Origin of the sequence: Raineyella fluvialis (assembly GCF_009646095.1) — a bacterium.
GTDB classification, from domain to species: domain Bacteria; phylum Actinomycetota; class Actinomycetes; order Propionibacteriales; family Propionibacteriaceae; genus Raineyella; species Raineyella fluvialis.
Genome location: NZ_CP045725.1, coordinates 2,774,066 through 2,798,805, shown reverse-complemented (window position 1 = coordinate 2,798,805; position 24,740 = coordinate 2,774,066). Strand labels below are relative to the sequence as shown.

The 24,740-nt window shown below is 69.6% G+C and carries 20 protein-coding genes, 1 tRNA gene and 6 pseudogenes; 11 read left to right on the top strand and 16 right to left on the bottom strand.

Annotated features, from left to right (window positions below; translation table 11 throughout):
- Positions 1-27 precede the first annotated feature (27 nt).
- The 4 genes from Rai3103_RS12825 to prfB form a co-directional block, all read right to left on the bottom strand.
- Entirely contained in the window at positions 28-1,434 is a 1,407-nt protein-coding gene (locus Rai3103_RS12825) for a peptidoglycan DD-metalloendopeptidase family protein (protein WP_153572921.1), read from the bottom strand.
- Between the two features lie 35 nt (positions 1,435-1,469).
- On the bottom strand, positions 1,470-2,378 hold the full coding sequence (gene ftsX, locus Rai3103_RS12820; RefSeq protein ID WP_153572920.1) for a permease-like cell division protein FtsX: 909 nt from the start codon (positions 2,376-2,378) through the stop codon (positions 1,470-1,472).
- A gap of 11 nt (positions 2,379-2,389) precedes the next feature.
- Entirely contained in the window at positions 2,390-3,079 is a 690-nt protein-coding gene (gene ftsE / locus Rai3103_RS12815) for a cell division ATP-binding protein FtsE (RefSeq protein WP_153572919.1), read from the bottom strand.
- Positions 3,080-3,192: 113 nt separating this feature from the next.
- A protein-coding gene (gene prfB / locus Rai3103_RS12810) for a peptide chain release factor 2 (protein WP_194793132.1) occupies positions 3,193-4,307 on the bottom strand; the annotation gives its coding sequence in 2 pieces (ribosomal slippage) (positions 3,193-4,184 and positions 4,184-4,307; 1,116 coding nt in all).
- A gap of 69 nt (positions 4,308-4,376) precedes the next feature.
- On the opposite strand from prfB, the pseudogene Rai3103_RS12805 reads away from it, so the two are divergent.
- Positions 4,377-5,092, top strand: a pseudogene (locus Rai3103_RS12805) (Type 1 glutamine amidotransferase-like domain-containing protein).
- Positions 5,093-5,155: 63 nt separating this feature from the next.
- Here Rai3103_RS12805 and Rai3103_RS12800 read toward each other — a convergent pair.
- The 5 genes from Rai3103_RS12800 to Rai3103_RS12780 form a co-directional block, all read right to left on the bottom strand.
- Entirely contained in the window at positions 5,156-5,806 is a 651-nt protein-coding gene (locus tag Rai3103_RS12800; RefSeq protein ID WP_194793131.1) for an alpha/beta hydrolase, read from the bottom strand.
- A 54-nt stretch (positions 5,807-5,860) separates the two neighbouring features.
- Complete coding sequence (locus Rai3103_RS12795; protein ID WP_153572916.1) at positions 5,861-6,451, bottom strand: hypothetical protein; 591 nt, start codon at positions 6,449-6,451, stop codon at positions 5,861-5,863.
- Positions 6,452-6,644: 193 nt separating this feature from the next.
- A tRNA-Val gene (locus Rai3103_RS12790) sits at positions 6,645-6,721 on the bottom strand.
- A 43-nt stretch (positions 6,722-6,764) separates the two neighbouring features.
- A complete protein-coding gene (locus tag Rai3103_RS12785) occupies positions 6,765-7,208 on the bottom strand; it encodes a redoxin domain-containing protein (protein ID WP_194793130.1) in 444 nt (147 codons plus the stop codon).
- A gap of 28 nt (positions 7,209-7,236) precedes the next feature.
- On the bottom strand, positions 7,237-7,659 hold the full coding sequence (locus tag Rai3103_RS12780) for a DUF3052 domain-containing protein (RefSeq protein ID WP_153573755.1): 423 nt from the start codon (positions 7,657-7,659) through the stop codon (positions 7,237-7,239).
- Positions 7,660-7,884: 225 nt separating this feature from the next.
- Here Rai3103_RS12780 and aceE point away from each other — a divergent pair.
- The 6 genes and pseudogenes from aceE to Rai3103_RS12750 all read left to right on the top strand — a co-directional run bounded on the left by aceE (position 7,885) and on the right by Rai3103_RS12750 (position 15,542).
- Positions 7,885-10,643, top strand: a pseudogene (gene aceE, locus Rai3103_RS12775) (pyruvate dehydrogenase (acetyl-transferring), homodimeric type).
- Positions 10,644-10,726: 83 nt separating this feature from the next.
- A pseudogene (locus Rai3103_RS12770) lies at positions 10,727-11,838 on the top strand (PucR family transcriptional regulator).
- A 113-nt stretch (positions 11,839-11,951) separates the two neighbouring features.
- A pseudogene (locus tag Rai3103_RS12765) lies at positions 11,952-12,916 on the top strand (ACP S-malonyltransferase).
- Complete coding sequence (locus tag Rai3103_RS12760; RefSeq protein WP_153572914.1) at positions 12,913-13,917, top strand: beta-ketoacyl-ACP synthase III; 1,005 nt, start codon at positions 12,913-12,915, stop codon at positions 13,915-13,917. Before Rai3103_RS12765 ends, Rai3103_RS12760 begins: the two are co-directional and overlap by 4 nt.
- Positions 13,918-13,960: 43 nt before the next feature.
- Positions 13,961-14,206, top strand: a complete 246-nt coding sequence (locus tag Rai3103_RS12755) for an acyl carrier protein (protein ID WP_153572913.1) — start codon at positions 13,961-13,963, stop codon at positions 14,204-14,206.
- Positions 14,207-14,285: 79 nt separating this feature from the next.
- A complete protein-coding gene (locus Rai3103_RS12750) occupies positions 14,286-15,542 on the top strand; it encodes a beta-ketoacyl-[acyl-carrier-protein] synthase family protein (protein ID WP_153572912.1) in 1,257 nt (418 codons plus the stop codon).
- Positions 15,543-15,646: 104 nt separating this feature from the next.
- Here the strand turns inward: Rai3103_RS12750 and Rai3103_RS12745 are convergent, their stop codons facing one another.
- The 7 genes and pseudogenes from Rai3103_RS12745 to Rai3103_RS12720 form a co-directional block, all read right to left on the bottom strand.
- Positions 15,647-16,129 (bottom strand): DUF3145 domain-containing protein, encoded by a 483-nt coding sequence (locus Rai3103_RS12745; protein ID WP_153572911.1) that lies wholly within the window; start codon positions 16,127-16,129, stop codon positions 15,647-15,649.
- An 85-nt stretch (positions 16,130-16,214) separates the two neighbouring features.
- Positions 16,215-16,969, bottom strand: a pseudogene (locus Rai3103_RS12740) (YggS family pyridoxal phosphate-dependent enzyme).
- Positions 16,970-16,983: 14 nt separating this feature from the next.
- Complete coding sequence (locus tag Rai3103_RS12735; protein ID WP_153572910.1) at positions 16,984-17,940, bottom strand: VWA domain-containing protein; 957 nt, start codon at positions 17,938-17,940, stop codon at positions 16,984-16,986.
- A gap of 5 nt (positions 17,941-17,945) precedes the next feature.
- Entirely contained in the window at positions 17,946-18,317 is a 372-nt protein-coding gene (locus Rai3103_RS17895; protein WP_228489375.1) for a vWA domain-containing protein, read from the bottom strand.
- A gap of 89 nt (positions 18,318-18,406) precedes the next feature.
- Positions 18,407-18,928: pseudogene (locus Rai3103_RS17890) on the bottom strand (VWA domain-containing protein); the annotation flags it as partial.
- 31 nt (positions 18,929-18,959) lie between these two features.
- Positions 18,960-19,976 carry a DUF58 domain-containing protein gene (locus Rai3103_RS12725; RefSeq protein WP_153572909.1) on the bottom strand — a complete coding sequence of 339 codons (1,017 nt, stop codon included), beginning with the start codon at positions 19,974-19,976 and terminating at the stop codon, positions 18,960-18,962.
- On the bottom strand, positions 19,969-20,964 hold the full coding sequence (locus Rai3103_RS12720) for an AAA family ATPase (RefSeq protein WP_422396006.1): 996 nt from the start codon (positions 20,962-20,964) through the stop codon (positions 19,969-19,971). The genes Rai3103_RS12725 and Rai3103_RS12720 overlap by 8 nt, the downstream gene beginning before the upstream one ends.
- A gap of 109 nt (positions 20,965-21,073) precedes the next feature.
- On the opposite strand from Rai3103_RS12720, the gene Rai3103_RS12715 reads away from it, so the two are divergent.
- From Rai3103_RS12715 to Rai3103_RS12700, 4 genes are read left to right on the top strand one after another with little or no spacing between them, the layout of a single operon-like run.
- Positions 21,074-21,910 (top strand): hypothetical protein, encoded by an 837-nt coding sequence (locus Rai3103_RS12715; RefSeq protein ID WP_153572908.1) that lies wholly within the window; start codon positions 21,074-21,076, stop codon positions 21,908-21,910.
- Positions 21,907-22,767 carry an HAD hydrolase family protein gene (locus tag Rai3103_RS12710; protein WP_153572907.1) on the top strand — a complete coding sequence of 287 codons (861 nt, stop codon included), beginning with the start codon at positions 21,907-21,909 and terminating at the stop codon, positions 22,765-22,767. Before Rai3103_RS12715 ends, Rai3103_RS12710 begins: the two co-directional genes overlap by 4 nt.
- Before the next feature lie 4 nt (positions 22,768-22,771).
- On the top strand, positions 22,772-23,257 hold the full coding sequence (locus Rai3103_RS12705; RefSeq protein WP_153572906.1) for an acyl-CoA thioesterase: 486 nt from the start codon (positions 22,772-22,774) through the stop codon (positions 23,255-23,257).
- Between the two features lie 36 nt (positions 23,258-23,293).
- The gene (locus tag Rai3103_RS12700; protein ID WP_228488904.1) at positions 23,294-24,496 is read left to right on the top strand and encodes a TIGR04053 family radical SAM/SPASM domain-containing protein; all 1,203 of its coding nucleotides are present in this window, start codon (positions 23,294-23,296) and stop codon (positions 24,494-24,496) included.
- The last annotated feature ends 244 nt before the right edge of the window (positions 24,497-24,740 follow it).

Below are 24,740 nucleotides of genomic sequence, written 5' to 3'. Positions count from 1 at the left end.
AGCGACGCCGGGAGACGGGGCTGAGGATCAGAGAACCGTCGCAGGGTTCACCATCTGGCCGTTGCGCCACACCATGAAATGCAGGTGGCACCCGGTGGCGTAGCCGGTCGCCCCCACGTACCCGATCACCTGGCCCTGGTTGACCCACTGACCCACCGATACCGCGTAACTCGACAGGTGGTTGTACGAGGTGACAGTGCGGGCGCCGCCGAGCGAGCCGTGGTCGAGGAAGAGCCGGTTGCCGTACCCGGCGTTGTAGTAGCGCTGGGTCACCCTGCCGGCGGCCGCCGCCCGGATCGGCGTTCCACAGCCGGCGCCGAAGTCGGTACCGTCGTGGAGCTTGTACACCCCGGTGATGGGGTGGACGCGCATGCCGTACGGCGACGTGATGGGCGCGCCGGGGATCGGCGACGCCAGCCCGGCTGACGAGACGCGATTGCTCGACGTGGCTGAGGAGCTGCTCGACTTGCTGCCCGCGGTGGCCGTGGCGCCCGAGCCGCCGCTCGAGTTGCTCTTCGCGGCGGCGGCCGCAGCGGCGGCGGCCTGGGCCGCGGCCGCCTCACGGGCCTTGCGGTCCGCCTCGGCCTGCGCCTCGGCGGCCTTGCGGGCGGCCTCGTCCCGGGCGGCGATATCGGCGTTGACCTTGTCCCGCTCGCTCGAGAGGTCCTGGTAGGCCTTCGTGTCCTGGGCCACCTCGGACTGGGCGGCAGCCTGGGCGGACTGGTTCTTCTGCACCGCAGCGGCCAGCGCCGACTGCTGATCGGTCTGGGTCGCCATCAGCGCGTTCAGCGAGACCACGACCTGGGCGGCAGCGGCCCTGTCGGCGGCGACCTTCGCCGTCGCGGCGGCCTGGGCCGCCTCGGCGGCCTCCAACTGGGCCTGGAGCTGGTTGAGCCGCTCGAGCTGGGCCGAGCTGGTCTCCATCATCGTGGTCGACAGTTGGATCCGGGTCTGCAAGCCCGCGACGGACCCCTGCTGGACCAGGACCGCGACGCCCATCAGGTTGTGCTGCTGCTGGACCTGATCGCGCGCGATCTCGCCGATCGTCGAGCGCTGCGCGTCGATGGCCAGGTGGCCGGCCTCGACGGCGCCCGTCGCCTCGTCCAATGCCGCCTGCGAGGAGCGCAGCTCACCGGCGAGCCTGGCGTCCTCCGCCTTGGCAGCGCTCACCTTGTCCTGCGTCGCGGCGAGTGCCGCCTGCGCCGCGGCGAGCTCGCCCTGCGAGGCCTTCAGCTTGGCGAGGGCATCCTCGAGCGCCTTGCTCGATTCGCCGAGGGCATCGTTGGCGTCGCCCAGTTGTGTGGTCAGTTGCTGTTTGCGGTCGTCGAGCTGGTCGGCCGAGGCGGGGATCGCGTACCCCAGACCCAGGGCCGCGACCAGGCCGGCCGCCGCCAAACGGCGGCCCCATCCCCGGACCCGTGAAGGCGTGGTCACTGTCTGTCCCCTGTCCTCGACGCGCGGGTGCCCCATCACACGCGCAGATACTTGGTGGTTGCTATCAATGTGGGAATGATAGAGAGCAGAATCGCGACAATGGCAAGTCCCGCGACCGCAATTGCCGTTTCTGACCAGCCGATCCAGGGCAAAGTCTGGATCGAGACTTCAGCTTTTCGGATGATGAGCGAATAGACGCCGGCCACCAGAGTCCCGCCCGCGAAGAGGGCTCCGACGACCCCCGCGATGAGCGTCTCGAGGACGAATGGCAGGGTGATGTAGGTATTGGAGGCACCGACCAGGCGCATGATGGCGATCTCGCGGCGCCGGGCGAAGATCGCCAGTCGGATGGTGTTGCCGATCTGCAGTGCCGCGGCCAGCAACAGCAGTCCGCTGGTGCCCAGGGCAAGATATTGCGCGGTCCGGAGCCATTGGAAGAGCGGGTCGAAGATCTCCCGAAGATCCTGCACCGCCTGGACTCCCGGCATTCCCGCCACCGAGGTCACGACGCTGCGGTACTGCTCGGGATCGACCAACTTCACCCGGAACGATTCCTGCATCTGGTCCACCGTGAGTGTCCCCTTGAGCGGACTCTCCTGATAGCTGGCGGCGAAATCGTCGTACGCCTGCTGTTTCGACTCGTGGTAGACCTCCTTCACCTCCGGGTCGGAGCGAAGGGTCCGCTCGAGGGTGGCGATCTGCTGAGGCGTCGCGTCCTGGCCGGGGGTGCAATTGCTGCCCGTCGTGTCCTTGGTGCACAGGAAGATCGAGATCTCGACCTTGTCGTACCAGCGCCCCTTCATCAGTTGGATCTGCTGCGCGGCGAGCAGGCTGCCGCCGAACAGGGTCAGCGAGACCCACATGGTCACGATGATCGCGACCATCATCGAGGCATTGTTCCGGACCCCCGAGAAGGTCTCCGACAGCGTATGGCGGAATCGCATCCCCACCCTCCTCAGGCCTGGTATCCGTAGGTGCCCTTGCCCTGGTCACGGACCAGGTCACCGTCGTCGAGCTCGATGACCCGCTTGCGCAGCTGGTCGACGATGGTGGAGTCATGGGTGGCCATCACCACGGTCGTCCCGAGCCGGTTGATCCGGTCGAGGACCTTCATGATGCCGACGCTCGTGGTCGGGTCGAGATTGCCGGTGGGCTCATCGGCGATGAGGATCTTCGGTCGGTTCACCACGGCGCGGGCGATGGCCACCCGCTGCTGTTCCCCGCCGGAGAGTTCGTCGGTCAGCCGGTCCTGCTTGTCGGCCAGTCCGACCATCTCGAGCGACGCGGGCACGAGGGTGCGGATGTCACGGCGTGAGTAGCCGGTCACCTGCAGGGCGAACGCCACGTTCTCGCGGACGGTCTTGCCCGGCAGAAGACGGAAGTCCTGGAAGACCGTTCCGATCTGGCGGCGCAGTTTGGGCACGCGCCAGGCGGGCAGCCCGGAGGTGTCCCTGCCGTCGACGAGGACGGCACCGCGCGTCGGCCGTAGCTCCCGCAGGACGAGCCGGACGAAGGTGGACTTCCCGGAGCCGGAGCGGCCGACCAGGAAGACGAACTCGCCGGTGTCGATGTCGAGGGTGACGTTCCTCAGGGCAGCGCGCGTCTGCCCCGGGTACTTCTTGCTGACGTTGTCAAAACGAATCATGGCAGGCGGGCCGGCTGGAGGACAGGGGGAAGGGTGGCCCGCGCCGAGTCTAAGCCGGGCACGCCGCCCTTTCCCGGCAACCAGAATCGCCGGGCGCGTCACGCCGTCGGCGGTCAGGCGGTGAGCTGCTCCTGCTGCTTGCGCCACCGGATCCCGGCGTCGATGAAGTCGTCGATGTCACCGTCGAAGACGCCGTCCGGGTTGCCGACCTCGAAGTCGGTGCGCAGGTCCTTCACCATCTGGTAGGGGTGGAGGACGTAGGAGCGCATCTGGGAGCCCCAGGAGTTGCCGCCGTCGCTCTTCAGCGCGTTCATCTCGGCTTCGCGGTCCTTGCGCGCCTTCTCCAGCAGCCGGGCCTGCAGCACCCGCAGGGCCGCCGCCTTGTTCTGGATCTGGGACTTCTCGTTCTGGCAGGAGACGACCAGGCCGGTGGGCAGGTGGGTGATCCGGACCGCCGAGTCGGTCGTGTTGACCGACTGGCCACCCGGGCCCGAGGAGCGGAAGACGTCCACGCGGATGTCCTGCTCCGGGATGTCGATGTGGTCGGTCTCCTCCACCACCGGCAACACCTCCACGCCGGCGAAGGAGGTCTGGCGGCGCCCTTGGTTGTCGAACGGGGAGATGCGGACCAGCCGGTGGGTGCCCTGCTCGACCGAGAGGGTGCCGTACGCGTACGGCGCCTTCACCTGGAAGGTGGCGGACTTGATGCCGGCTTCTTCGGCGTACGAGATGTCGTAGACCTCGGTCGAGTAGGCGTGCCGCTCACACCAGCGCAGGTACATCCGCATCAGCATCTCGGCGAAGTCCGCTGCATCGACGCCACCGGCCTCGGAACGGATGGTCACGACCGCATCCCGCTCGTCGTACTCCCCCGACAGCAGGGTGCGCACCTCGAGCGCGTCGAGGGTCTCGCGCAGGGCGTCGGCCTCCTTCTGGGCGTCGTCCAGGACCGAGGCGTCGTTCTCCTCCTCGGCCAGTTCGACCATCACCGAGAGGTCCTCGAGGCGCTGGCGCAGACCGCTGAGGCGCTTCACCTCGGCCTGCAATGCCGACAGGCGGGACGTGACCCGCTGAGCGTTCTCCTGGTCGTTCCACAGGTCGGGGCCGAGACCTGCTCCTCGAGCTCGGCGATCTCGCCTCGCATGGCGGCCGGGTCGGACACCGCTTCGATCTGCCCGAGGGCACGCTCGAGGTCGGCGATGGTCTCGTTGATGTCTGCGGCTGCCACGAACGTGAAGTCTATAACGCCGCCACGACTCCCGCCGTCGGCGAGCCGGCCCCATGAGAAGCTGACCCCATGACGACTCACATCGTGACCATGGGGGCGGGGGCTTCTCCACATCGCCCACCGGTGCAGCAACGAAGCTGGACAAGTACGTGGTGGACCTTGCGGGCAAGCCGAATCCGGTGGTCTGCTTCCTCCCCACGGCGTCGGCCGACGACCCGCGCTACATCAACAGGTTCCTCACGGCGTACGGCGCCCTCGGCATTCGCCCGATCGTCGCCACGCTCTGGCATGACGCGGCTCGCTCGGTGTCGCGCCTGGAGGAGGCCGACGTGGTGGTGGTCGGTGGCGGGCTGACCGTGAACCTGCTCGCACTCTGGGAGGCCCACGGGGTGTCCGCCCGATTGCGTCGGATGATCGAGTCGGATCGCGATGTCGTCATCGCGGGCTACGCCGCCGGCGGCGGTGCCTTCTACGAGGGGTCCACCACGGATTCGTTCGGCCCCATCCTGGCCTGGAAGGGTGGCCTTGGCGTGCTGCCCGGATCCTTCTGCTCGCACTACCACTCCGAGGGCGACCGCGCCCCGATCTTCGCCGAGGCGATCGGCGAGGGCAGCCTGCCCAGCGGTTACGGCGTCGACGACGGTGCGGCGATCCACTGGGTCGGCGGCAAGCCGAAGGCCTTCCTGGCCGAGGACACCGAGGCCAAGGTCTACCGGGTGGAGGGCACCGAGGAGCCCACCTCCTCCGGCGTCTACATCAACGGCGAGCGGATGCGCGTCCTCTGACCCTCCTGTCACACTGAACGGCCGGCGACGGGCCTTGGAGGTCCGCCACCGGCCGTTCGCGACTCACTCGGTGAGGCCCAGACCATCCAGGAACGCCGCCACGTCCGCGAGTTCCTCACCGATGATGGCGTGGCCCAGTCCGGGGTAGACCCGGACCGTCGGGGTGGTGTGGCCCTCGGCCCAGGCCGCGGTCCGTTCGAACGCCTCGAGCGGGATGATGCCCCGGTCCTCCTCCCCCCGTCCGAAGAACAGCGGGGGCCTGCGCTCCGCCAGCCGGTCGTCACCGGGCATCGGCTCGGGCGCCACGAAGCCGGACATCACGACCCCACCCGGGAAGGCCTCCGGACGGTGACGGAGCAGTTCGGTGACCATCATCCCGCCCTGGGAGAACCCGACCGGAACGATCGGCTGGCCCTGCGTGGCCGCGTCGAGCCAGGCCAACAATCCGGCCACGGCAGCCTCCACCGGGCCCCGCTCCGGGCGCCCCGGGACGCTGATCGGGAACCAGGCCGCTCCACCTCCGTCGGTGTCGTACGGCCCGCGCAAGGACACCCAGTCCCAGCCGGCGCCCAGGTGCGGGACGATCCCGGGCAGGTCGTTCTCGTTCGACCCGAAGCCGTGCAGCAGCAGAAGCAGGGGCCGCCCGTCAGGACCCTCGGAGCGGGGGGCGACGGCAGTGCGGATCGGGGCGATATCGGGCCATTCGGTGGTCATGACCTCCATGGTGACGCACCCGACCACCGGGACGGCTCCGCTGAGAAAGGCCCGTCACCTGGTCGTCGCGAAGAGCACCTCCCGGCGTGACGACGTACCGAAGGCCACCCCTTGGGCGGCGCTCTTGGCGCGCATCGGTTCCGTCGCCTCCCAGGCCTTCTCCAACGACTCGGAGTCCTTCCAGACGGTGCCCGTCATCCCTTCCCCGGTGGTCCGGTCGACGAGCTGCTGGACTCCCAGGAATCCGGGCAACTGCTTGAGCCTCGGCACGACCCGGTCACGGAAGTCTGCCATTGCGCTGTCGAAGTTGGCCGCCTCCACGTTGCCCGGCGTCAGCATGAGCATCGCCCCCGGAGCGGGCCCGCCATTGAGTTCGGAGAAGACGACCTCGTACATACGGGGTTCGTCGAGGGCCTGGCCACCCAGAGCCGACAGGGCTTCGGAGCGCGCGGCGAGCGTCGTGCCGAGGCTGGCCCGGAAATCGTCCTCGGTCTCCCACACGCTCATGGCACCCAGGATCCCGGCCTCATGGTCGTAGCTGCTCGAGAACATGACGAACCCCCGTTGGTCATTGAGCTTGTCGACGACCGAGCGGATCTGCGTGACGATGTCGTCCCTGTCGAAAGGAACCTTCTGATTGGACACTCTGGCGTACATGGTTGCCTCGCTGAACGCGGTGACCTGAGGACAGCGATGGCTGCCTTCGGCAGAGTGGCGTGGGAGACGACCCCACGGCCCACCCGTACTCGTGTGATCTCCGTCACTCATCATAAGCCCACCCGGACGGACCCGCCTGAGCGCGAACGAAACACGAGGAGGCAGGCAGCACTCGCGGCAATGGTGGGCGCAGAGGGACTTGAACCCCCGACATCCTGCTTGTAAGGCAGGCGCTCTGACCAACTGAGCTATGCGCCCCGATTCGTACACCCCGATGGGCAAGCAGAAACTATAACCGCAATCACTGCGGGAAATGGTAGTGGACGGCGGACAGGTGTTCGCCGATGTCGCGTATCGACGGCAAGTCCCCCTCCTTGTTCCAGACCAGTGTGCCGTCCGGCCCGAGCAGGAACGACTGCCGACGGTCACAGCCCAACCTGTCGTCGAACGCACCGTAGGCACGCCCGATGGACCCGTGCGGCCAGTGGTCGGAGACCAGGCTGAACCCCAGCCCCAACTGCCGGTCGAGCTCGCGCAGGGCGAACGTGGTGTCCGTCGACACGGCCACGATCCGGCAGCCGGCCGCGTCGAACAGATACGCCATGTCGCGGAGGTTCTCCAGCTCGTCACGACAGACGGAGCTGAAGGCGAAGGCGAAGAAGAACAGCAGCACCGGGCGACCGCGCCACGCACTCAGATCGAAATCATCCCCGCGCTGGTCAAAGCCGTGGAACTCCGGGACCACCCGCCCGACCACGGGGACGGCGGCAGCATCAGCGCCGGCTGCCCCGCGGACGCACGAGCTTGCTGGCACTCCAGTCGCCCGAGATGCTGGTGGTGGTGGACGTCTGGGCGAGCCCTGACGTCAGCGCCGCCTCGGCGATGTCGGCGGGATCGACGTGCCCGTCCCGACCGACCTTCGGGGTCAGCAGCCAGATCACCCCATCGTTCTTGAGGTCCGTCAACGCGTCGACGAGACCGTCGGCGATGTCGCCGTCACTGTCCCGCCACCACAACAACACGACATCGACCGCCTCGACGGCGTCCTCGACGAGTTCGCCGTCAACGGCGTCCTCGATCGCGATGCGTAACGTGTCGTCCACGTCCTCATCCCAGCCCAGCTCCTGAACGAGCTGGCCGGCGGCAAGGCCCAGACGGCCTGCGGCGTCGCTGGCCACGGAGGTTTCCCCTTTCATTGGTACGTCAAAGTGGCACACACGAAGTGTGGACACCACCTTGCCAGACCCCAGGCCCGACGTCACGCCCACACCTCCGCGACTTCCCCGTCCCCAAGGCCGTCCCACGGCCCGAAGTGGACCACTAGGCTGGGGAGGCACGCCGAACGTACGCTGTGGCTGATCGCACAAGGATCGACATTTCAGGACGACGACCAAGGTCGGCATGAACGGATAGGACGATGCATGGCCAATCCCGGTGACCGCCCGGCGCCCAGCGCCAAGGGCCTCCCCAGCCAGCTCCCCGATGTGGACCCCGAAGAAACAGAGGAATGGATCTCCTCCTTCGACGGGCTCCTCGAGCAGAAGGGTCCCCACCGAGCTCGCTACATCATGCTTGAGCTCCTCGCCCGCGCGCGGCAGCGCCAGGTGGGACTGCCCTCGCTCCGGTCCACGGACTACATCAACACGATCAGCACGGCCGACGAGCCGCTGTTCCCGGGAGATGAGGAGACCGAGCGCGAGATCCGTCGGGCCCTGCGCTGGAACGCCGCCGTGATGGTGTCCAAGGCGAACCGCAAGGGCCTCGAGGTCGGCGGCCACATCGCCACCTACCAGAGCGCCGCCAGCCTCTACGAGGTGGGCTTCAACCACTTCTTCCGCGGCAAGGACCACCCCGGAGGTGGCGACCAGATCTACTTCCAGGGCCACGCCTCGCCCGGTATGTACTCCCGCGCCTTCCTCGAGGGCCGACTGACCGAGTACGACCTGGACGGGTTCCGCCAGGAGGTCTCGCGCGGGCCGCACAACGGGCTGTCGTCCTACCCGCACCCGCGCCTGATGCCGGAGTTCTGGGAGTTCCCCACGGTGTCGATGGGCATCGGCCCGCTGAACGCGATCTACCAGGCCCGGTTCAACCGCTACCTGCACAACCGCGGCATCAAGGACACCTCGCAGCAGCACGTCTGGGCCTTCCTCGGCGACGGTGAGATGGGCGAGCCCGAGTCCCTCGGCGCCATCGGCCGCGCGGCCCGCGAGGAGCTCGACAACCTCACCTTCGTCATCAACTGCAACCTGCAGCAGCTCGACGGGCCGGTCGACGGCAACGGCAAGGTCATCCAGGACCTGGAGTCCTTCTTCCGCGGGGCAGGCTGGAACGTCATCAAGGTCCTCTGGTCGCGCGACTGGGACCCGCTGCTGGCGGCGGACCACGACGGCTCGCTGCTGCACAAGATGAACAGCACTCCGGACGGCCAGTTCCAGACCTACTCGATCGCGGACGGCTCCTACATCCGGGAGAAGTTCTTCGACACCCCCACCCTGAAGCGGATGGTCGAGGGCTACTCCGACCGGCAGCTGCAGCGCCTCGGCCGCGGTGGCCACGACTACCGCAAGGTCTACGCGGCGTACAAGGCGGCCATGGAGCACGTCGGCCAGCCGACCGTGATCCTGGCCCAGACGGTGAAGGGCTGGACGATCGACGCCCTCGAGGCGAAGAACGCCACGCACCAGATGAAGAAGCTCACCTCGGCCGACCTCAAGGCGTTCCGCGACCGGCTGCACCTGCCGATCCCGGACTCTGCCCTCGAGGACGCCTACCACCCGCCGTACTTCAAGCCGGCGGATGACTCCCCGGCGATGCAGTACATGCGCGAGCGCCGCGCCGCGCTCGGTGGCGCCGTTCCCGAGCGTCGGGTGAAGCCGCGCGCCCTCAAACTGCCGGGCGACAGCGTCTACAAGGAGCTGATGGCGCCGGGCAACCCGAAGGCCAAGGTCGCCACCACGCAGGCGTTCGTCCGGCTGCTGCGTGACCTGATGCGCGATGCGGAGATCGGCAAGCGGATCGTCCCGATCGCCCCGGACGAGTTCCGGACCTTCGGCATGGACTCGATGTTCCCGACGGCCAAGCTGTACGACCCGAAGGGCCAGACCTACGAGTCGGTCGACCGCAAGCTGCTGCTGGCCTGGAAGTCCTCGCCCGCGGGTCAGTTGCTGCACGAGGGCATCTCCGAGGCCGGCGGTCTGGGCTCGTTCACCGCGGCGGGCAGCGCGTACGCCACGCACGGCGAGCCGATGATCCCGGTGTTCATCTTCTACTCGATGTTCGGCTTCCAGCGCGTGGGCGACTTCATCTGGGCGGCCAGTGACCAGATGGCGCGCGGCTTCCTGCTCGGCGCCACCGCCGGCCGCACGACCCTGACGGGCGAGGGCCTGCAGCACGCCGACGGGCACTCCCCGCTGATCGCGTCGACGAACCCGGCGGTCGTCCACTACGACCCCGCGTTCGCCTTCGAGTTGGCCCTCATCGTCCAGGACGGGCTGCGCCGGATGTACGGGCACGACGACCCGAAGCATCCGGACGGCGAGAACGTCATCTACTACCTGACGGTCTACAACGAGCCGGTGCAGCAGCCCGGCCCCGAGGAGAACCTCGACGTCGAGGGGTGCTCAAGGGCCTACACCTGTTCCGGCCCGCCGAGGACCACGGTTATGCCCGGGTACGCCTGCTCGCCTCCGGCGTGTCGGTCCCCCAGGCCCTCGAAGCCCAGCGGATCCTCGCCGAGGAGTGGCACGTCGACGCGGACGTCTGGTCGGTGACCTCGTGGAACGAACTGAACCGCGACGCCATCGAGTGCGCCAAGTGGAACCTCGGCCACCCGGCGTCCGAACGACGGGTCCCGTACGTCACGCAGAAGCTGTCGACGACCACCGGCCCGGTGGTCGCGGTCAGCGACTACATGCGGGCCGTCCAGGAGCAGATCCGGCCGTACGTCCCGGGGCCGTTCACCTCGCTCGGCGCGGACGGTTTCGGCTTCGCCGACACCCGTGCCGCCGCGCGCCGCTACTTCCAGATCGACGCCCAGTCGATGGTGGTCGCGGCCCTGGAGGCACTGGAGGCACAGGGCTCCTACCGCGCCGGTGCCGCCGCCGAGGCGTTCACGACGTACGGCATCGACGACCCGACCGCGGTGGCGCACGTCGCCCAGGAAGGCGCCGGCGCCTGACCATGGCCCTGACCTGGATCCAGCTCCCCTCGACCCGTTCCCGCGCCTCGATCGCCCGCCGTTTGCGGCAGGTGGCGGCCAAGATGACGACCGCCGCCATCGCGGAGGTGGATGCGCGCTACGAGTGGTTCGGACGACTCAGTCCGGAGCACCGGGCCTCGGTGACCCTCGTCGCCCGTGCGGGCGTCGACGGCTTCATCAACTGGTTCGGCGAGGGGGCTCGGCCCGGGTCCAGATCTTCGACCGGGCACCGCGGGAGCTGTCCCGCCACGTGACCCTGAAGCAGACGGTCGACCTGACCCGCAGCGTCATCGACACGGTCGACGCCCAGATCGACGAACTGATGCCGCGAGCCGATCGCCCCTACCTGCATGCCGCGCTCAACGAGTACAGCCGGGACGTCGCTTTCGCCGCCGCCGAGGTCTACGCGGCGGCGGCGGAGGTGCGGGGCGCCTGGGATATCCGCCAGGAGGCGACCGTCGTCGATGCGGTCATGCGCGGGGAGGTCGACGACTCCGTGATGTCACGGGTGGCCACCCTCGGGTGGCGCTCCACCGCGGGAGCGCTGGTGATGGTCGGCTCCGCCCCGGGCGCCGAGGCGGAGGGCAAGATCGAGGACACCCGCAGGATGGCGCGCACCCGCGGGCTGGACTGCCTGGCCGCGGTGCACAGCGACCGTCTGGTCGTGGTGCTGGGTGGGGATCGCCTGGCCCCTGACGCCGACCCGCTACCGATCGTCGCCCCCTTGGCCGACCGCTTCGGCGACGGGCCGGTGGTGGTCGGGCCCCGGGTGGACCAGCTGTCCCTGGCCAGTGGGAGCGCCCGGGCCGCACTGTCCGGACTGCGCGCCGCCCCTGGCTGGCCGGCCGCCCCCCGTCCGGTCCACGCCGACGACCTGCTGCCCGAGCGGGCGCTGTCCGGAGACGGGCACGCCCGCCGGGCCCTGGCCCGGGACGTGTACGGGCCGCTGGTGGAGTCGGGCGGCGGCCTGTTGGAGACCCTCACCTGCTTCCTGGACGAGGGCCTGTCGATCGAGGCCTCGGCACGAGCGCTCTTCGTCCATGCCAACACGGTCCGCTACCGGCTCAAGCGGATCCACGAGGTGACCGGATATTCACCCACCGACCCGCGCGACTCGTACACGCTGAGGCTGGCCCTCACCCTGGGTCGCCTGTTCGGGGACCACGTCGGTTGACCCCTGCAGCCCCCGCCATGGCGGGCCCTTGTGGGATTCCGACAAACTTGGGACGTCCGATTTCGTCTGCCGCGCCTGCCGCATCCGTGGCCCCGAGGCGGGAGAGTGGAAGCGTGCTCGCAGTCGTCGCGCCGGGACAAGGCGCTCAGAAACCAGGATTCCTCGAACCGTGGCTGGCGGACCCCGCTTTCGCCGATCGCCTGAACTGGCTGTCTGCGGTCGGCGGCCTGGATCTCGAGTACTACGGGACGAAGGCCGACGAGGACACCATTCGCGACACCGCGATCGCCCAGCCGCTGTTGGTCGCCGCCGGCCTGGCATCCGCCCCGTCCCTGTTCTCCTCCCCGAGGACCTGCGTGGGGTCGGCGTCGTCGCCGGCCATTCCGTCGGCGAAATCACGGCCGCCGCGTTCGTCGGGGTGCTGTCGGCTGAGCAGGCGATGGTCTTCGTCCGCGAGCGCGGCAAGGGGATGGCAGAGGCCTCGGCCGTACGCCCGACCTCGATGGCAGCCGTCATCGGCGGCAAGGAGGAGGAGGTCCTGGCCGCCATCGCGGCCGCGGGACTCACCCCGGCCAACCACAACGGTTCCGGCCAGATCGTCGCCGCCGGCACGATGGAGGAACTCGAGGCGCTCAAGGAGAACCTCCCGCAGCGCACCCGGTTCATCCCGCTGAGCGTGGCCGGCGCCTTCCACACCGTGCACATGGCCCCGGCGACCGCGCGCCTCGAGCGCCTGTCCCGGGCGATCGCGACGCACGCACCCCGCACGAAGCTGCTGCAGAACCGTGACGGTCAGGTCGTCGAGTCCGGCACCGACATGCTCCAGCGCCTGGTCGGTCAGGTCGAGGCACCCGTCCGCTGGGACCTGTGCATGGAGTCCCTGCGCACTCTGGGTGTGACCGGCCTTCTCGAGCTGCCGCCGGCCGGCACCCTGACCGGGATCGCCAAGCGCAACCTCAAGGGTGTCGAGGTCTTCGCCCTGAACACGCCCGACGAACTGCCCGCAGCCCGCGAGTTCGTCGCCCGGCACGCCACCCAGTCCACCGAGAACGCCGACGCCACGGAGGTCACCCGATGAGCCAGTCCCGCCACCCGATCAAGGCGTCCGTAGGGTCGCCGTACGCCCGGATCTACGGGATGTCCGGCTACTCCCCCTCACGGATCGTCACGAACGAGGAGGTCTGCACCTGGATCGAGTCCTCCGACGAGTGGATCCGCACCCGGTCCGGCATCACCGAGCGGCACTGGGCGACCGGTGAGGAGACCGTCGAGTACATGGCGGCCGAGGCCGCCAAGAAGGCCATCGAGCGCTCCGGCGTCCCGGTGGAGGAGCTCGGCGCGATCATCGTCTCCACCGTCGGCTGGTTCACCCAGACCCCCAGCCTCGCCTGTGTCATCGCCGGCGACCTGGGCAGCAAGGCCGCGGCGTACGACATCTCCGCCGCCTGCGCCGGCTACTCGTACGCCCTGGCCCAGGCCGATGCGTTGGTGCGTTCCGGCGCGGCGAAGTACGTGCTGGCGATCGGCGTCGAGCGACTCTCCGACCTGACCGACCAGAACGATCGCTCCACCGCCTTCATCTTCGGTGACGGCGCCGGCGCGGCCGTCGTCGGCCCCTCCGACGAGCCGGGCATCGGCCCGGTCGTCTGGGGTTCCGACGCCGAGCAGGGCGACCTCATCCAGCAGGTGCCGCACTGGCCCCAGGCCGTCGCCGAGGGCAAGCATCCCGTCCTGGTGATGAACGGCAACCCGGTCTTCAAGTGGGCCGCGTTCACCGTCTGCCACTACGCCGAGCAGGCGCTGGCCGCCGCCGGGCTGGCCCCCGAGGACCTCGACGTCTTCGTGCCGCACCAGGCCAACGACCGGATCACCCAGGCGATGGTCCGCACGCTGAAGCTGCCGGAGTCCGTGCTGGTGTCGCACAACATCGCGCACACCGGCAACTCGTCGGCCGCCTCGATCCCGATGGCGATCGAGGCCCTGTACGAGGACGGTCAGGTGCACTCGGGTGAGACGTGCCTGATCATCGGTTTCGGCGCCGGACTGGTCTACTCGGGCCAGGTCATCGTCCTCCCCTGATACCTTCCAACCTGACCAAGCCACCCATCACAAGGAGACAAGTATGGCTACCACCGAAGAGATCACCGCTGCCATGGGCGAGATCGTGAACGAGGTCGCGGGCATCCCCGTCGAGGACGTCCAGCTGGACAAGTCGTTCACCGACGACCTGGACATCGACTCGCTGTCGATGGTCGAGATCATCTACGCCGCCGAGGAGAAGTTCGGCGTCTCGATCCCCGACGAGGAGTCGAAGAACCTCAAGACCGTCGGCGACGCCGTCGCCTACATCGAGCGCGCCTCCAACTGACGCACGCACCCGGCGTGGGGCCGGCTGCCGGTCGGTCCCACGCCTGCAGAACACTTTCGCGATCCTAGGAGCCTGAACCATGTCCTCCACCGTTGTCGTCACCGGGTTCGGTGCCACGACCCCTCTGGGCGGCGACGCCGCCACCTCGTGGGCCAATGTCGTCAAGGGCACCTCGGGTGTCCACGCGCTGTCGTACGACTGGGCGCAGGACCTGTCGACCCGGATCGCCGCGGAGGCCGCCGTCGACCCCGCCACCCTGATCGACCGGGTCGAGGCCCGCAAGATGGATCGCTCCACCCAGCTCGGCACCGTCGCCGCCCTCGAGGCCTGGCGGCATGCCGGCTTCGGGCTGGACGACGAGAACACCCTCGACCCCACCCGCCTGGCCGTGTCCGTCGGTACCGGCATCGGCGGTCTGCACACCCTGCTGGGTCAGTGGGACGTGCAGAAGGACAAGGGCGCCCGCCGGGTCAGCCCGTTCACCATCCCCAAGCTGATGGCCAACGCGCCGGCCGCGACGATCGGCCTGCGGCTGCGCGCCCGCGCCGGCATCCACACCCCGGTCTCCGCGTGCGCCTCCGGCAACGAGGCGATCGCCCAGGGCCTGGACATCATCCGGCTGGGCCGGGCCGACGTCGTCGTCGCCGGTGGCGCCGAGGGCGTCATCCACCCGCTGCCGGTCGCCGCGTTCGGCCAGATGCAGGCGCTGTCGCGCCGCAACGACGAGCCTGAGAAGGCCTCCCGCCCCTGGGACAAGAACCGCGACGGCTTCGTCCTCGGTGAGGGTGCCGCGGTGCTCGTGCTGGAGTCGCTGGAGCATGCCATCGCCCGCGGCGCCACCATCTACGCCACCCTCGCCGGGGCTGGCATCAGCTCCGACGCGTACGACATGGTGGCCCCTGACCCCGACGGCTTCGGCCAGTCGGAGGCGGTCCGCCTCGCCGTGCTGGACGCCGGTCTGCAGCCGAGCGACGTCAAGCACGTCAACGCCCACGCGACCTCCACCCCGGCCGGCGACGTCACCGAGGTGAACTCGGTGCGCCGCGCCCTCGGCGACGCCACCGACGAGGTCATCTTCACCGGCACGAAGTCGCAGACCGGCCACCTGCTGGGTGCTGCCGGTGCGATGGAATCGATGTTCACCGTGCTGGCGCTGAAGAACCGCCTCGTCCCCCCGACGATCAACCTCGAGGATCCCGAGGACGGTCTGGGGATCGACATCGCCACGACCGCTCGCGAGCTGCCCCAGGGCGACATCGCGGCGATCAACAACTCGTTCGGTTTCGGCGGCCACAACGTCGCTCTGACGTTCACCAGCGCCAACATCACCGACTGATCGACTGATCTCGGCTGATCGACTGCTGAGACCACCGCCCTCCCGCGGACCACGTACGGTCCACGGGAGGGCGGTGTCGGTCGTGGTCTGCGACGGGCCTAGCGCTAGACCGCGCGATGCAGCCAGCGCACCGGCGCACCCTCGCCCGCCCAGCGGAACACCTCCAGTTCGGCATCCCACGGCTCGCCGAGCAGATCGAGCAGGGCCGTCTGGGGGTTGTCCTGGGTCATCGCCCAGCGGACCCGTTCCTCGGGCAGCACGATGTCGCCACTGTGGCCCACCTGGCCACGGAACAGCCCCAGCCGGGGCGTCCACATCCACCGCTGCCCGTCACTGACCGAGGTGGGTTCCTCGGTCAGCTCGAACCGCAGGTGGTCCCATCCGCGCAGCGCGGACGTCACCTTGGCGCCGAGCCCCACGGGCCCGACCCAGGAGTGCTCGCACCGGTGCAGGCCCGGCTCGGCGGGCTGTGAGCACCACTCGAAGTGGACGGGTACGCCGAAGGCCCCGCCGACCGCCCACTCGAGGTGTGGACGCAGAGCCGCCGGTGCGGAGTGGACGTACAGGACGCCCCTGGTGTTCGTCATGTTCGTTCCTCCCTGGTACGAGATACGCCTTCCCCAGCAACCTCGTGTCCACGTCGGAACAGTGCCCATTCTTGCCGAACGGGGGTCAGTGCGCCAGTCGGCCCGGTTCCGGGTGGACCGGCCTGGGCCCGAAGATCGCCCGGCCGAGGCGTACGCAGGTGGAACCATGCCTGATGGCCGCCTCGAAGTCGCCCGACATCCCCATCGACAGCTCGTCGTAGCTGCCCGCTGCGCGGTCGGTCTGTCGCAGGCGCTCCTGCAGCCGCCGCATCACCCGGAAGCAGGCCTCCACCTGGGCGAGGTCCTCGGAGCGCACCGCCACCGTCATCAGGCCCCTGACGCGCAGGGAGTCGAACGCCGCCAGCTCCTGCGCCAGGGCCGGAGCCTCCTCGGGGCCACTCCCGCCTTCTGCGGCTCACCCGAGGAGTTGACCTCGATCAGGACGTCCAGCCCGCGGCCCTCGGCCTGCAGCCGGCGGTCGAGCTCGCGGGCGAGCCGCAACGAGTCGAGTGCCTGGAACTCCGCCGCGAAACGGGCGACGTCGCGCGCCTTGTTCGTCTGGAGGTGGCCGATGACCGCCCACTCGACTCCGGGCCAGTCCTTGCTGCCCTCCCACTTGCCGAGGGCCTCCTGGACACGGTTCTCCCCCATCCGGCGGTAACCGGCGTCGTACGCCTCGCGGATCAGCTCCAGTCCGCGGGTCTTGCTCACCGGCAGCAGGCGGACCTCGCCCGGATCCCTCCCCGCGGCACGGCAGGCGGCGTCGATCCGCGCCCGGACCGCCACGAGATTGCCGCGTACGTCCGGCGCCGGACCGTCTGTCGTGGGACCCTCTGCCATGGCACGCACCCTACTCACGGCCAGCGGGCGGCGAGCGACACCACCCCGAGGGACGCCAGCAGGGCGAAGGCCGCGGCGACACCGACGTAGCGGTTGGAGACGTCGACGGGGACAGCCACCTTGCCGACCGACGAACCGATGTCGCGGTAGACCTCCTTGAGCTGATTGGCGGTGGTGGCTCGATAGGCCTTGCCTCCGGAGATCCGGGCGACCGTGGCGAGCTCGTTGTAGTCGACGGGAACGGGCTGGCGACTGCCCTCGATCATGATCGAGCCGCCGAGGGTGCCGTACGCGATGCTGTAGATGGGCACCGACTGGCTGCGGGCCTGCTGCGCGGCCTCCGCCGCGGGGCGCCCGATCGTGGTGAACCCGTCGGAGAGCAGCACGATCCGCGCGGGAGGCGGGTCGTTCGGGTGCTCGGGGTCGGGCGGGACCTGGTTCAGCGCGCTCAGGGCGGTGTAGATCCCCTCGCCGATCGCGGTGGAGGGCTGCAGGCGCAGGCCGTCGATGGCCGAGGTCACCACCCCGCGGTCCTGGGTCGGGGGGACGACGACCGTCGCGGTGCCGGCGAAGGACACCAGGGCCACGTTGAACTTCGGCGGGAGGGAGCGGACGAAGTCCATGGCCGCCTCCTTGGAGGCTCCCAGCCGGGTGGGCGTGACGTCGTCGGCCTGCATCGACAACGACACGTCGATCGCGACCACGATCGTCGCCCTCTCGCGGGGCTGCAGGACGTCCTGCTTGGGCCGGGCGAAAGCCACGGTCAGGGCGACCAGGCTCAGCGCGGCGAGGATGACCGCCAGGTGCACCTGCCAGGACCGTTCGACGCGTACGGCGGCCAGCAGCGGGTCGTGGGCCCCTCGGCCGCGGGCAGCCAGACCGGAGACCACGAGGTGCACGAGGAGCAGCAGCGGCACGAGGAGCAGCCACCACAGGCGCCCCGGGGAGAGGAACTGGATCATCGGGATCATCGGACTCATCGGCGTCGGGCCCCCAGGGTGATGGCCGCCAGGGTGGCGAGCACGGCGGCGATCATGGCGTAGCCGGCGAACGTCGAGCTGACGTCGGTGGACTTCTTCTCCATCCCCACGTCCGAACGGATGTTGCGGTACACCCGGTCGAGGCCCCGGGTGGAGTCCGCACTGAAGGTCTGGCCCCCGGTGATCCGGGAGACCTCCGCCAGGACCGCCGGGTCGGGCGGCACCGACTCCCGCTTGCCGTCGACGTCCACGTAGCCGTTCTCGGTGCCGAAGGCGATGGTGTGCACCGGCACCTTGGCCTCGGCCGCCTTCTGGGCACCCTGGACCGCGCTGGTCCCCGCGGTGTTGTCGCCGTCCGAGAGCAGCACGATCGCCCCGGGCGCGAGCTGACCGGGATGGGCCGGGTCCCGCGGGCCTGTTCCAGCGCGCGCAATCCGGCCAGGATCGCATCGCCGATGGCGGTGGACTCCTGGGGCTTCAGCCCGGCGAGGGCCCGGGTGATGGCCGCGTGGTCGAGCGTGGGCGGCACGACGACCGACGGATTGCCCGACAGCGTGACGAGTGCGACGTTGTAGGCCGGTGGGATGTCCCCGACGAAGGTGGTGGCGGCGCTGACGGCGGCGGCCAGCCGGGTCGGTGTCACGTCCTTGGCCTCCATGGACAGTGACACGTCCATCACCAGGACGACGGTGGCCCGCTCCCGGGGCACGTTGGCGAGCGTGGTGGGCTGGGCCCAGCCGGCGATGGCCGCGGTGAGTGCCAGCAGTGACAGGGCGACCGCCAGGTGGCGCCGCCACTGCGAGCGGCGGCCGCCGACCAGATCAAGCAGGGCGGTCGTGGTGAGACGTACGCCACGCCGGCCCGGCCGGTGGGAGGCCCAGACGTAGAGGCCGACGATCGCCGGCACGAGCAGCAGGAAGAGCAGCCGCCAGGGCTGGTCGAAGGCGAGCTCGCGCCAGAACTCGGCCAGTCCCTTCATCAGACGCCCCCGCACATCAGGCGCCCGGCAATCATCGTGCCACCCCGCGCGGTGGCCGGTGCAGGAAGCCGGCCGTGCGCCGGTACCCGAGGACGAACCTCGCGATCTCGGAGACCCAGTCACCGTCCGTACGCAGCAGCAGGTGACCGACGCCTGCTCGGCGCAGGGCGAGGCGGGTGCGTTCCCGCTGCCGTGCTGCGGCGGCATCCATGGCCCGTCGCAACCGGGCGTCACCCGTGTTGACGTAGCGCTGGAACGAGGTCTCGGGCGAGCGGACGAGGATGTCGCCGAGGTCGGGGAACTCCACCTCCCGGCGGTCGATCACCTCGACGGCGATCACCTGGTTGCGCACCGAGAGGCGTCGCAACGCGCGCTCCCACGGCGGGGGTACGTCGGGGTCCACCTCAGTGTCACCTGGGGTGAGGAAGTCCGAGACGATGATCCGCAGCCCACGCCGCCGCTGGGCCCGGCCGAGGTCATCGATGGCGTCCGCGAGGGGCAGCCCCGGGTCGGTGGCGTCGGGGACGATGGGTTCCTCGAGGAGCGAGCGCAACAGCCCGTACAGGGCCGTCCGGCCGGATCGGGCCGGGACGAGGCGAACACCCTCGGGACGCATCACCATGCCGCCGAACCGGTCGCCCATCCGCTGCGAGAGGAACCCGAAGGTGGCGAGGGCGGCGATGCCGAGGTCGCGTTTGGTGATGCCGGCGGTGCCCCAGTTCATCGATGGGGTCATGTCGAGCAGCGCCCACACCTCGAGCTCGCGATCGGCGATGGTGTCACGGACTTGGGTGACCTGGGTGCGGGCCGTCACGGGCCAGTCGATCTTGCGGACGTCGTCCTCGCCCGGACGGTAGGGCCGCGCGTCGTTGGGGTCGCTGCCCGGTCCGGGCAGCACGCCGAGGTGGTCGCCCTGGAGGTACCCCTCGAGGCGCCGTACGACGGTGAGTTCGAGCCGGCGCAGAGCCGCCTCCGGCGCGAGCCGATCGAGCGGCAGCGTCGGGTGGTCCGGGGGGCGGACCAGGGAGGAGGCGGCATCGTCAGCCATGGAAGCTCGGCTGCTCCTCCCAGACCGGAGTGGGCGCCGGCACCATCGCCACCACCCGGTCGATGACCTCCGCCGGGTCGACGTTGTCAGCCACGGCGTCGAAACCCAACTGGAGCCGGTGGGACATCACGTCGCGGGCCACGGCCTGGACGTCGGTCGGCAGGACGTAGTCACGACCGTGGATGAGGGCGAGGGCGCGGGCGGCTCCGACCAGCCCGAGGGTGGCGCGTGGCGAGCAGCCGATGGAGATGACGTCGGCGAGGTCGGGCAGTCCGAAGTCCGCCGGCGACCGCGTGGCAAGGACCAGCCGGACGATGTACTCGGCGACCAGCTGGTGGACGAAGACGTGGCTGGTCCGCTGCTGGAGTTCGAGCACCGAGGCGTTGTCGAGCACCGGCCGGGCCACCGGCACGTCGACGCTCATCCGGCGCAGGATCTCGAACTCCTCGTCGCCGTGGGGGTAGGGGACGTCCACCTTCAGCAGGAACCGGTCGCGCTGGGCCTCGGGCAGGGGGTAGACGCCCTCGGACTCGATCGGGTTCTGGGTCGCGATGACGATGTAGGGGCTCGGGGCGGGGAACGTCGTCCCGCCGATGGAGACCTGCCGCTCCCCCATCACCTCCAGCATCGCCGACTGCACCTTGGCCGGCGCCCGGTTGATCTCGTCGGCGAGCAGGAAGTTCACGAAGATCGGGCCGAGCTCGACGTCGAATCCCTCCTCGGAGGGCTTGTAGATGCGGGTGCCGACAATGTCGGAGGGGACCAGGTCGGGTGTGAACTGGACCCGGGCGAAGTCGCCGCCGACGACGGTGGCGAAGGTCCTCACCGCCAGCGTCTTGGCCGTACCCGGCACCCCCTCGAGGAGACAGTGGCCACGGGCGAGGAGAGCGACCATCAGCCGCTCCACCATGTGCTCCTGGCCGACGATGACCCGCCGCACCTGCGTCAGGGCCTCGTCGACCAGTCGGGCCGCCTCCTGGTTGTCCACCTCTGCCTCCCGTCGTCCGGTGCGGACCATCCTCGCAGACCGCACGTCCATCATCGGCCACCGCGCAAGCAGACCGCCGGGCTTGGCAGGGTGTGGTGAGATGGGGACGATGACCACTGACGCCGCCCCCGAGCCGCTCGCCCGGCCCCTCCGTCCTGAGGATCCGCCTCGAGTCGGCGGGTTCTGGTTGGATGCGCGCCTGGCGGACGAGGCTTCCGGGGTGGCGTACGCCGCCCATGAGTACCGCGACCATGAGCGGTCCGGCGGGCGGGAGGTAGGCGAGGGGCAGGACGGCGGGCCGCGCGAGGTGGTGCTGGTCCTGCTGTCCCGGGGGGCAGCGGCCGAGCGGGTGGCGCGCGACCGCTTCACCGGTCGGGTGGACCGTCTGCACGTCGATCTTGTCGTGGCCCGCGGCGGGCATGGCCAGGACAGCGGTCGCCTCACGTCGAGGTTGCGTCCTTCGGCCGCACCGGTCGCCGATGCCGAGCCCGAAGCCCCCTGGGTGGCGCTGGCCGCCGGCCAGTTACCGCTCGCCGAGTCGATCCTGGCCGACGTCGGCCTCGCTCTGCCCTCGGTGACGCCTCCGCCGGCCGGGCCCGACTATCGGCTGCCCTGGGCCGACGACACCACACCCGGACGTACATCCCAGTGGCCGCTGCCCTGGCCCGGACGCCATGACCGGGCGGGATGGGTGACGCTCTTCGTCTCCTGGCTGCTGATGGTGCTGCTGACCGCTCTTGCGATAGCGATCGCCATCCTGCTGTTCCGCCACGAGCCCCCGCAGTCCCCTCCGCCCCCGCAACCGCAGTCGGCCTCGGCATCGCCGTCCCCCTCCCCGTCGTCGGCGTCCGCGACACCCTCACCCTCACCGTCACCACGCTCGGCATCACCCTCGGCATCGCCGACCGCCTCCGCGTCCGGCATCCCTGAAAGGTCGAAGCTGTGATTCCCCGCCTCATCGCCACCGATCTGGACGGCACCTTCCTCCATCCCGACGGGGTCGTCTCCCAGACCAACGCGCGCGCCGTCCGGGCAGCCCTGGACGAGGGCGTGCACGTGGTGTTCGCCACGGGACGGCCGCCGACCTGGATGCAGCCGATCGCCGACCTCGGCCTGCCCACCGCGCCGGTGATCGGGTGCAACGGGGCCATCCGCTATGACCTGGCGACGGGCGAGGTCGCCGAGGTCGTGGACATCGACCCCGCGCTGATCGCGACCCTGGGCCAGCGGGTGCGCGAGGTCCTGCCCGGTGTCACGCTGGGGCTGCAACGTGGGGATTCGTTCGGCTACGAGCCGGGCTACCTGGAGTCCCCACCTACCGTTCCGGGTTATCGCTGCGCGCCGCTGGAGGACCTGCTGGTCGGTGGCCCCGTCCTCAAGGTGCTGGTGCAGTCCTACCGTGCCCCGCTGGACGACGTACTGACTGCGTTGCGGGAGGTGGCCGGGGAGGAACTCACCCTCACCTGGTCGACGCGCGGAGCCGACACCGGGGAACGGGTGCTGGTCGAGGTCGGCGCCCGCGGCGTGGACAAGGCCGCCATGCTGGCCCGCTACTGTGCCACGCTCGGGCTGGACGCCGGCGACGTCGCCGCTTTCGGCGACATGCCGAACGACCTGGAGATGCTCAGTTGGGCGGGTCGCGCGTACGTGATGCCACCTCGGCATCCCCTGCTGGCCGGCATCGGCCGGGCGGTCGAGCGGTCCTGCTCCGAGGACGGTGTGGGGCGCACGATCCTCGAATGGTTCAACGGCGTCCGCGGGAGCACGCTGACCGGCGTGATGGATCAGGCGTCCCTAGACTGACCCCATGGACGAGCAAGGGATGCGTTATCACTCCAGGATGTGGGTCCGCCCCGAGAACCTCAATGCGAACGGGACCCTGTTCGGAGGACATCTGCTCTCCTGGATCGACGAGCAGGTGGCGCTGTACTCGATCGTGCAGCTCGGCAACGAGCGCGTCGTGACGAAGTACATGTCGGAGATCAACTTCGTCTCGTCCGCCTGGCAGGGCGACATCATCGAACTGGGCATCTTCCCGGTGAAGTTCGGCCGGACCTCGCTGACCTTGCGCTGCAACGTCCGCAACATGGTGACGCGCGAGTCGATCATCACGGTCGACAAGATCGTCATGGTGTCCCTCGACGACCAGGGCCGCCCCTTGGAGCACGGCTACTCGGAGATCACCTACGCCCGCGACCGGATCCCGCACCGGATGAAGCCGATCCCCCGTCCGGAGCCGCACATCCCGGAGGCCGTGTCGTCCCACGAGCCCTTGGCCGACCTCGACGGCTGACTACGGCCAACCTCGTACTACATGTACCGTGGACGCATGTCCATGCACACGGCCGCACACCCGGGCGTCGTCCGCACACTCCATCACGACGCCGGGGAGCGCCCCCACGTCCTGGTCTGGGAGGTGACCCGAGCCTGTCAGCTGGCCTGCCGCCACTGTCGCGCCGACGCCTTCACCCGTCCCGATCCGCGGCAGTTGACCACGGCTGAGGGCAAGGCGCTGCTCGACGACTTCGCCAGTTACGGGACTCCACGCCCCATCGTCATCCTGTCGGGCGGGGATGCGTTCGAACGCCCCGATCTGGAGGAGCTGATCGCGTACGGTACGTCGATCGGGCTGCCGATCGCCCTGTCACCGTCGGTCACCCCGCTGCTGACAGACGAGCGACTGGCGTCCGTACGCTCCGCCGGGGTCAAGGCGTTCTCGCTGTCATTGGACGGCGCGACCGCCGCAACGCACGACTCCTTCCGTGGCATCGAGGGCACCTTCGACGCCACGCTCGAGGCCGCGAAGCTGGTGGTGAAGCACGGCTTCCGGTTCCAGGTGAACACGACCATCTGTCGCAACAACCTCGATGAGCTGCCCGGGATCCTCCAGACCGTCATGGGGATGGGCGCCCACCTCTGGTACCTGCTCTTCCTCGTGCCGATGGGCCGCGGCTCCGACCTCGAGGGACTCTCCCCCGAGGAGATGGAGGATGTCATGCACTGGCTGCACGACATCTCCGACCGCATCGCGATCAAGACCACCGAAGGGCAGACGTACCGGCGCGTGGCGATCCAACGGGACGACGCGCTCGAGGCGGGCCTTCCCCTGCCAGCGACGGGCCCTCTCCACGCCCGACTGATGGAGCGCACCATCGAACTCCTCGGCGATGGCGGCCACCGTCGCCCGCCCCGCCCGGCTATCGGGGTCAACTCCGGGAGCGGCTTCGCGTTCATCGACCACGTGGGGGACGTCTATCCCAGCGGGTTCCTTCCCTTCGACTGTGGGAACGTCCGGGACCGGCCTTTCCACGAGATCTACGCCGAGGCGCCGATGATGCAGGCGCTGCGGAAGCCGTCGCAGTACTCCGGCAAATGCGGCGTCTGCGAGTTCAACTGGATCTGCGGCGGTTCCCGGGCCCGCGCCTACGCAATGCTGGGCGACCCGCTCGCCTCCGACCCGAGCTGCGCCTACGTGCCCCCGGCCTGGGCCGCCGGCGGCGGGGCGATCGTGGGGGCGAAGCTGGGAGGCTGACGCCACTTTGGCCGCGCACCGACGAAAGGCGGAGGAGGGCGTCGAGTTCGGTGGTGGAGTGCTGGTCGGTGGTGGGGTTGTCGGGGGTGTGGGTGCCCCAGTTGTCGACGTGGTAGGTGCGGCCGTAGGGGGTGCGCCAGAGCCAGTGGCCGGGGCGGGTTTGGTGGCAGCGCCAGCCGGCGTGGGTTTTCGCCCGGTGCGCGGTCCGGCCCAGCGGGCCGAGGTTGGCGGGGCTGGTTTCTCC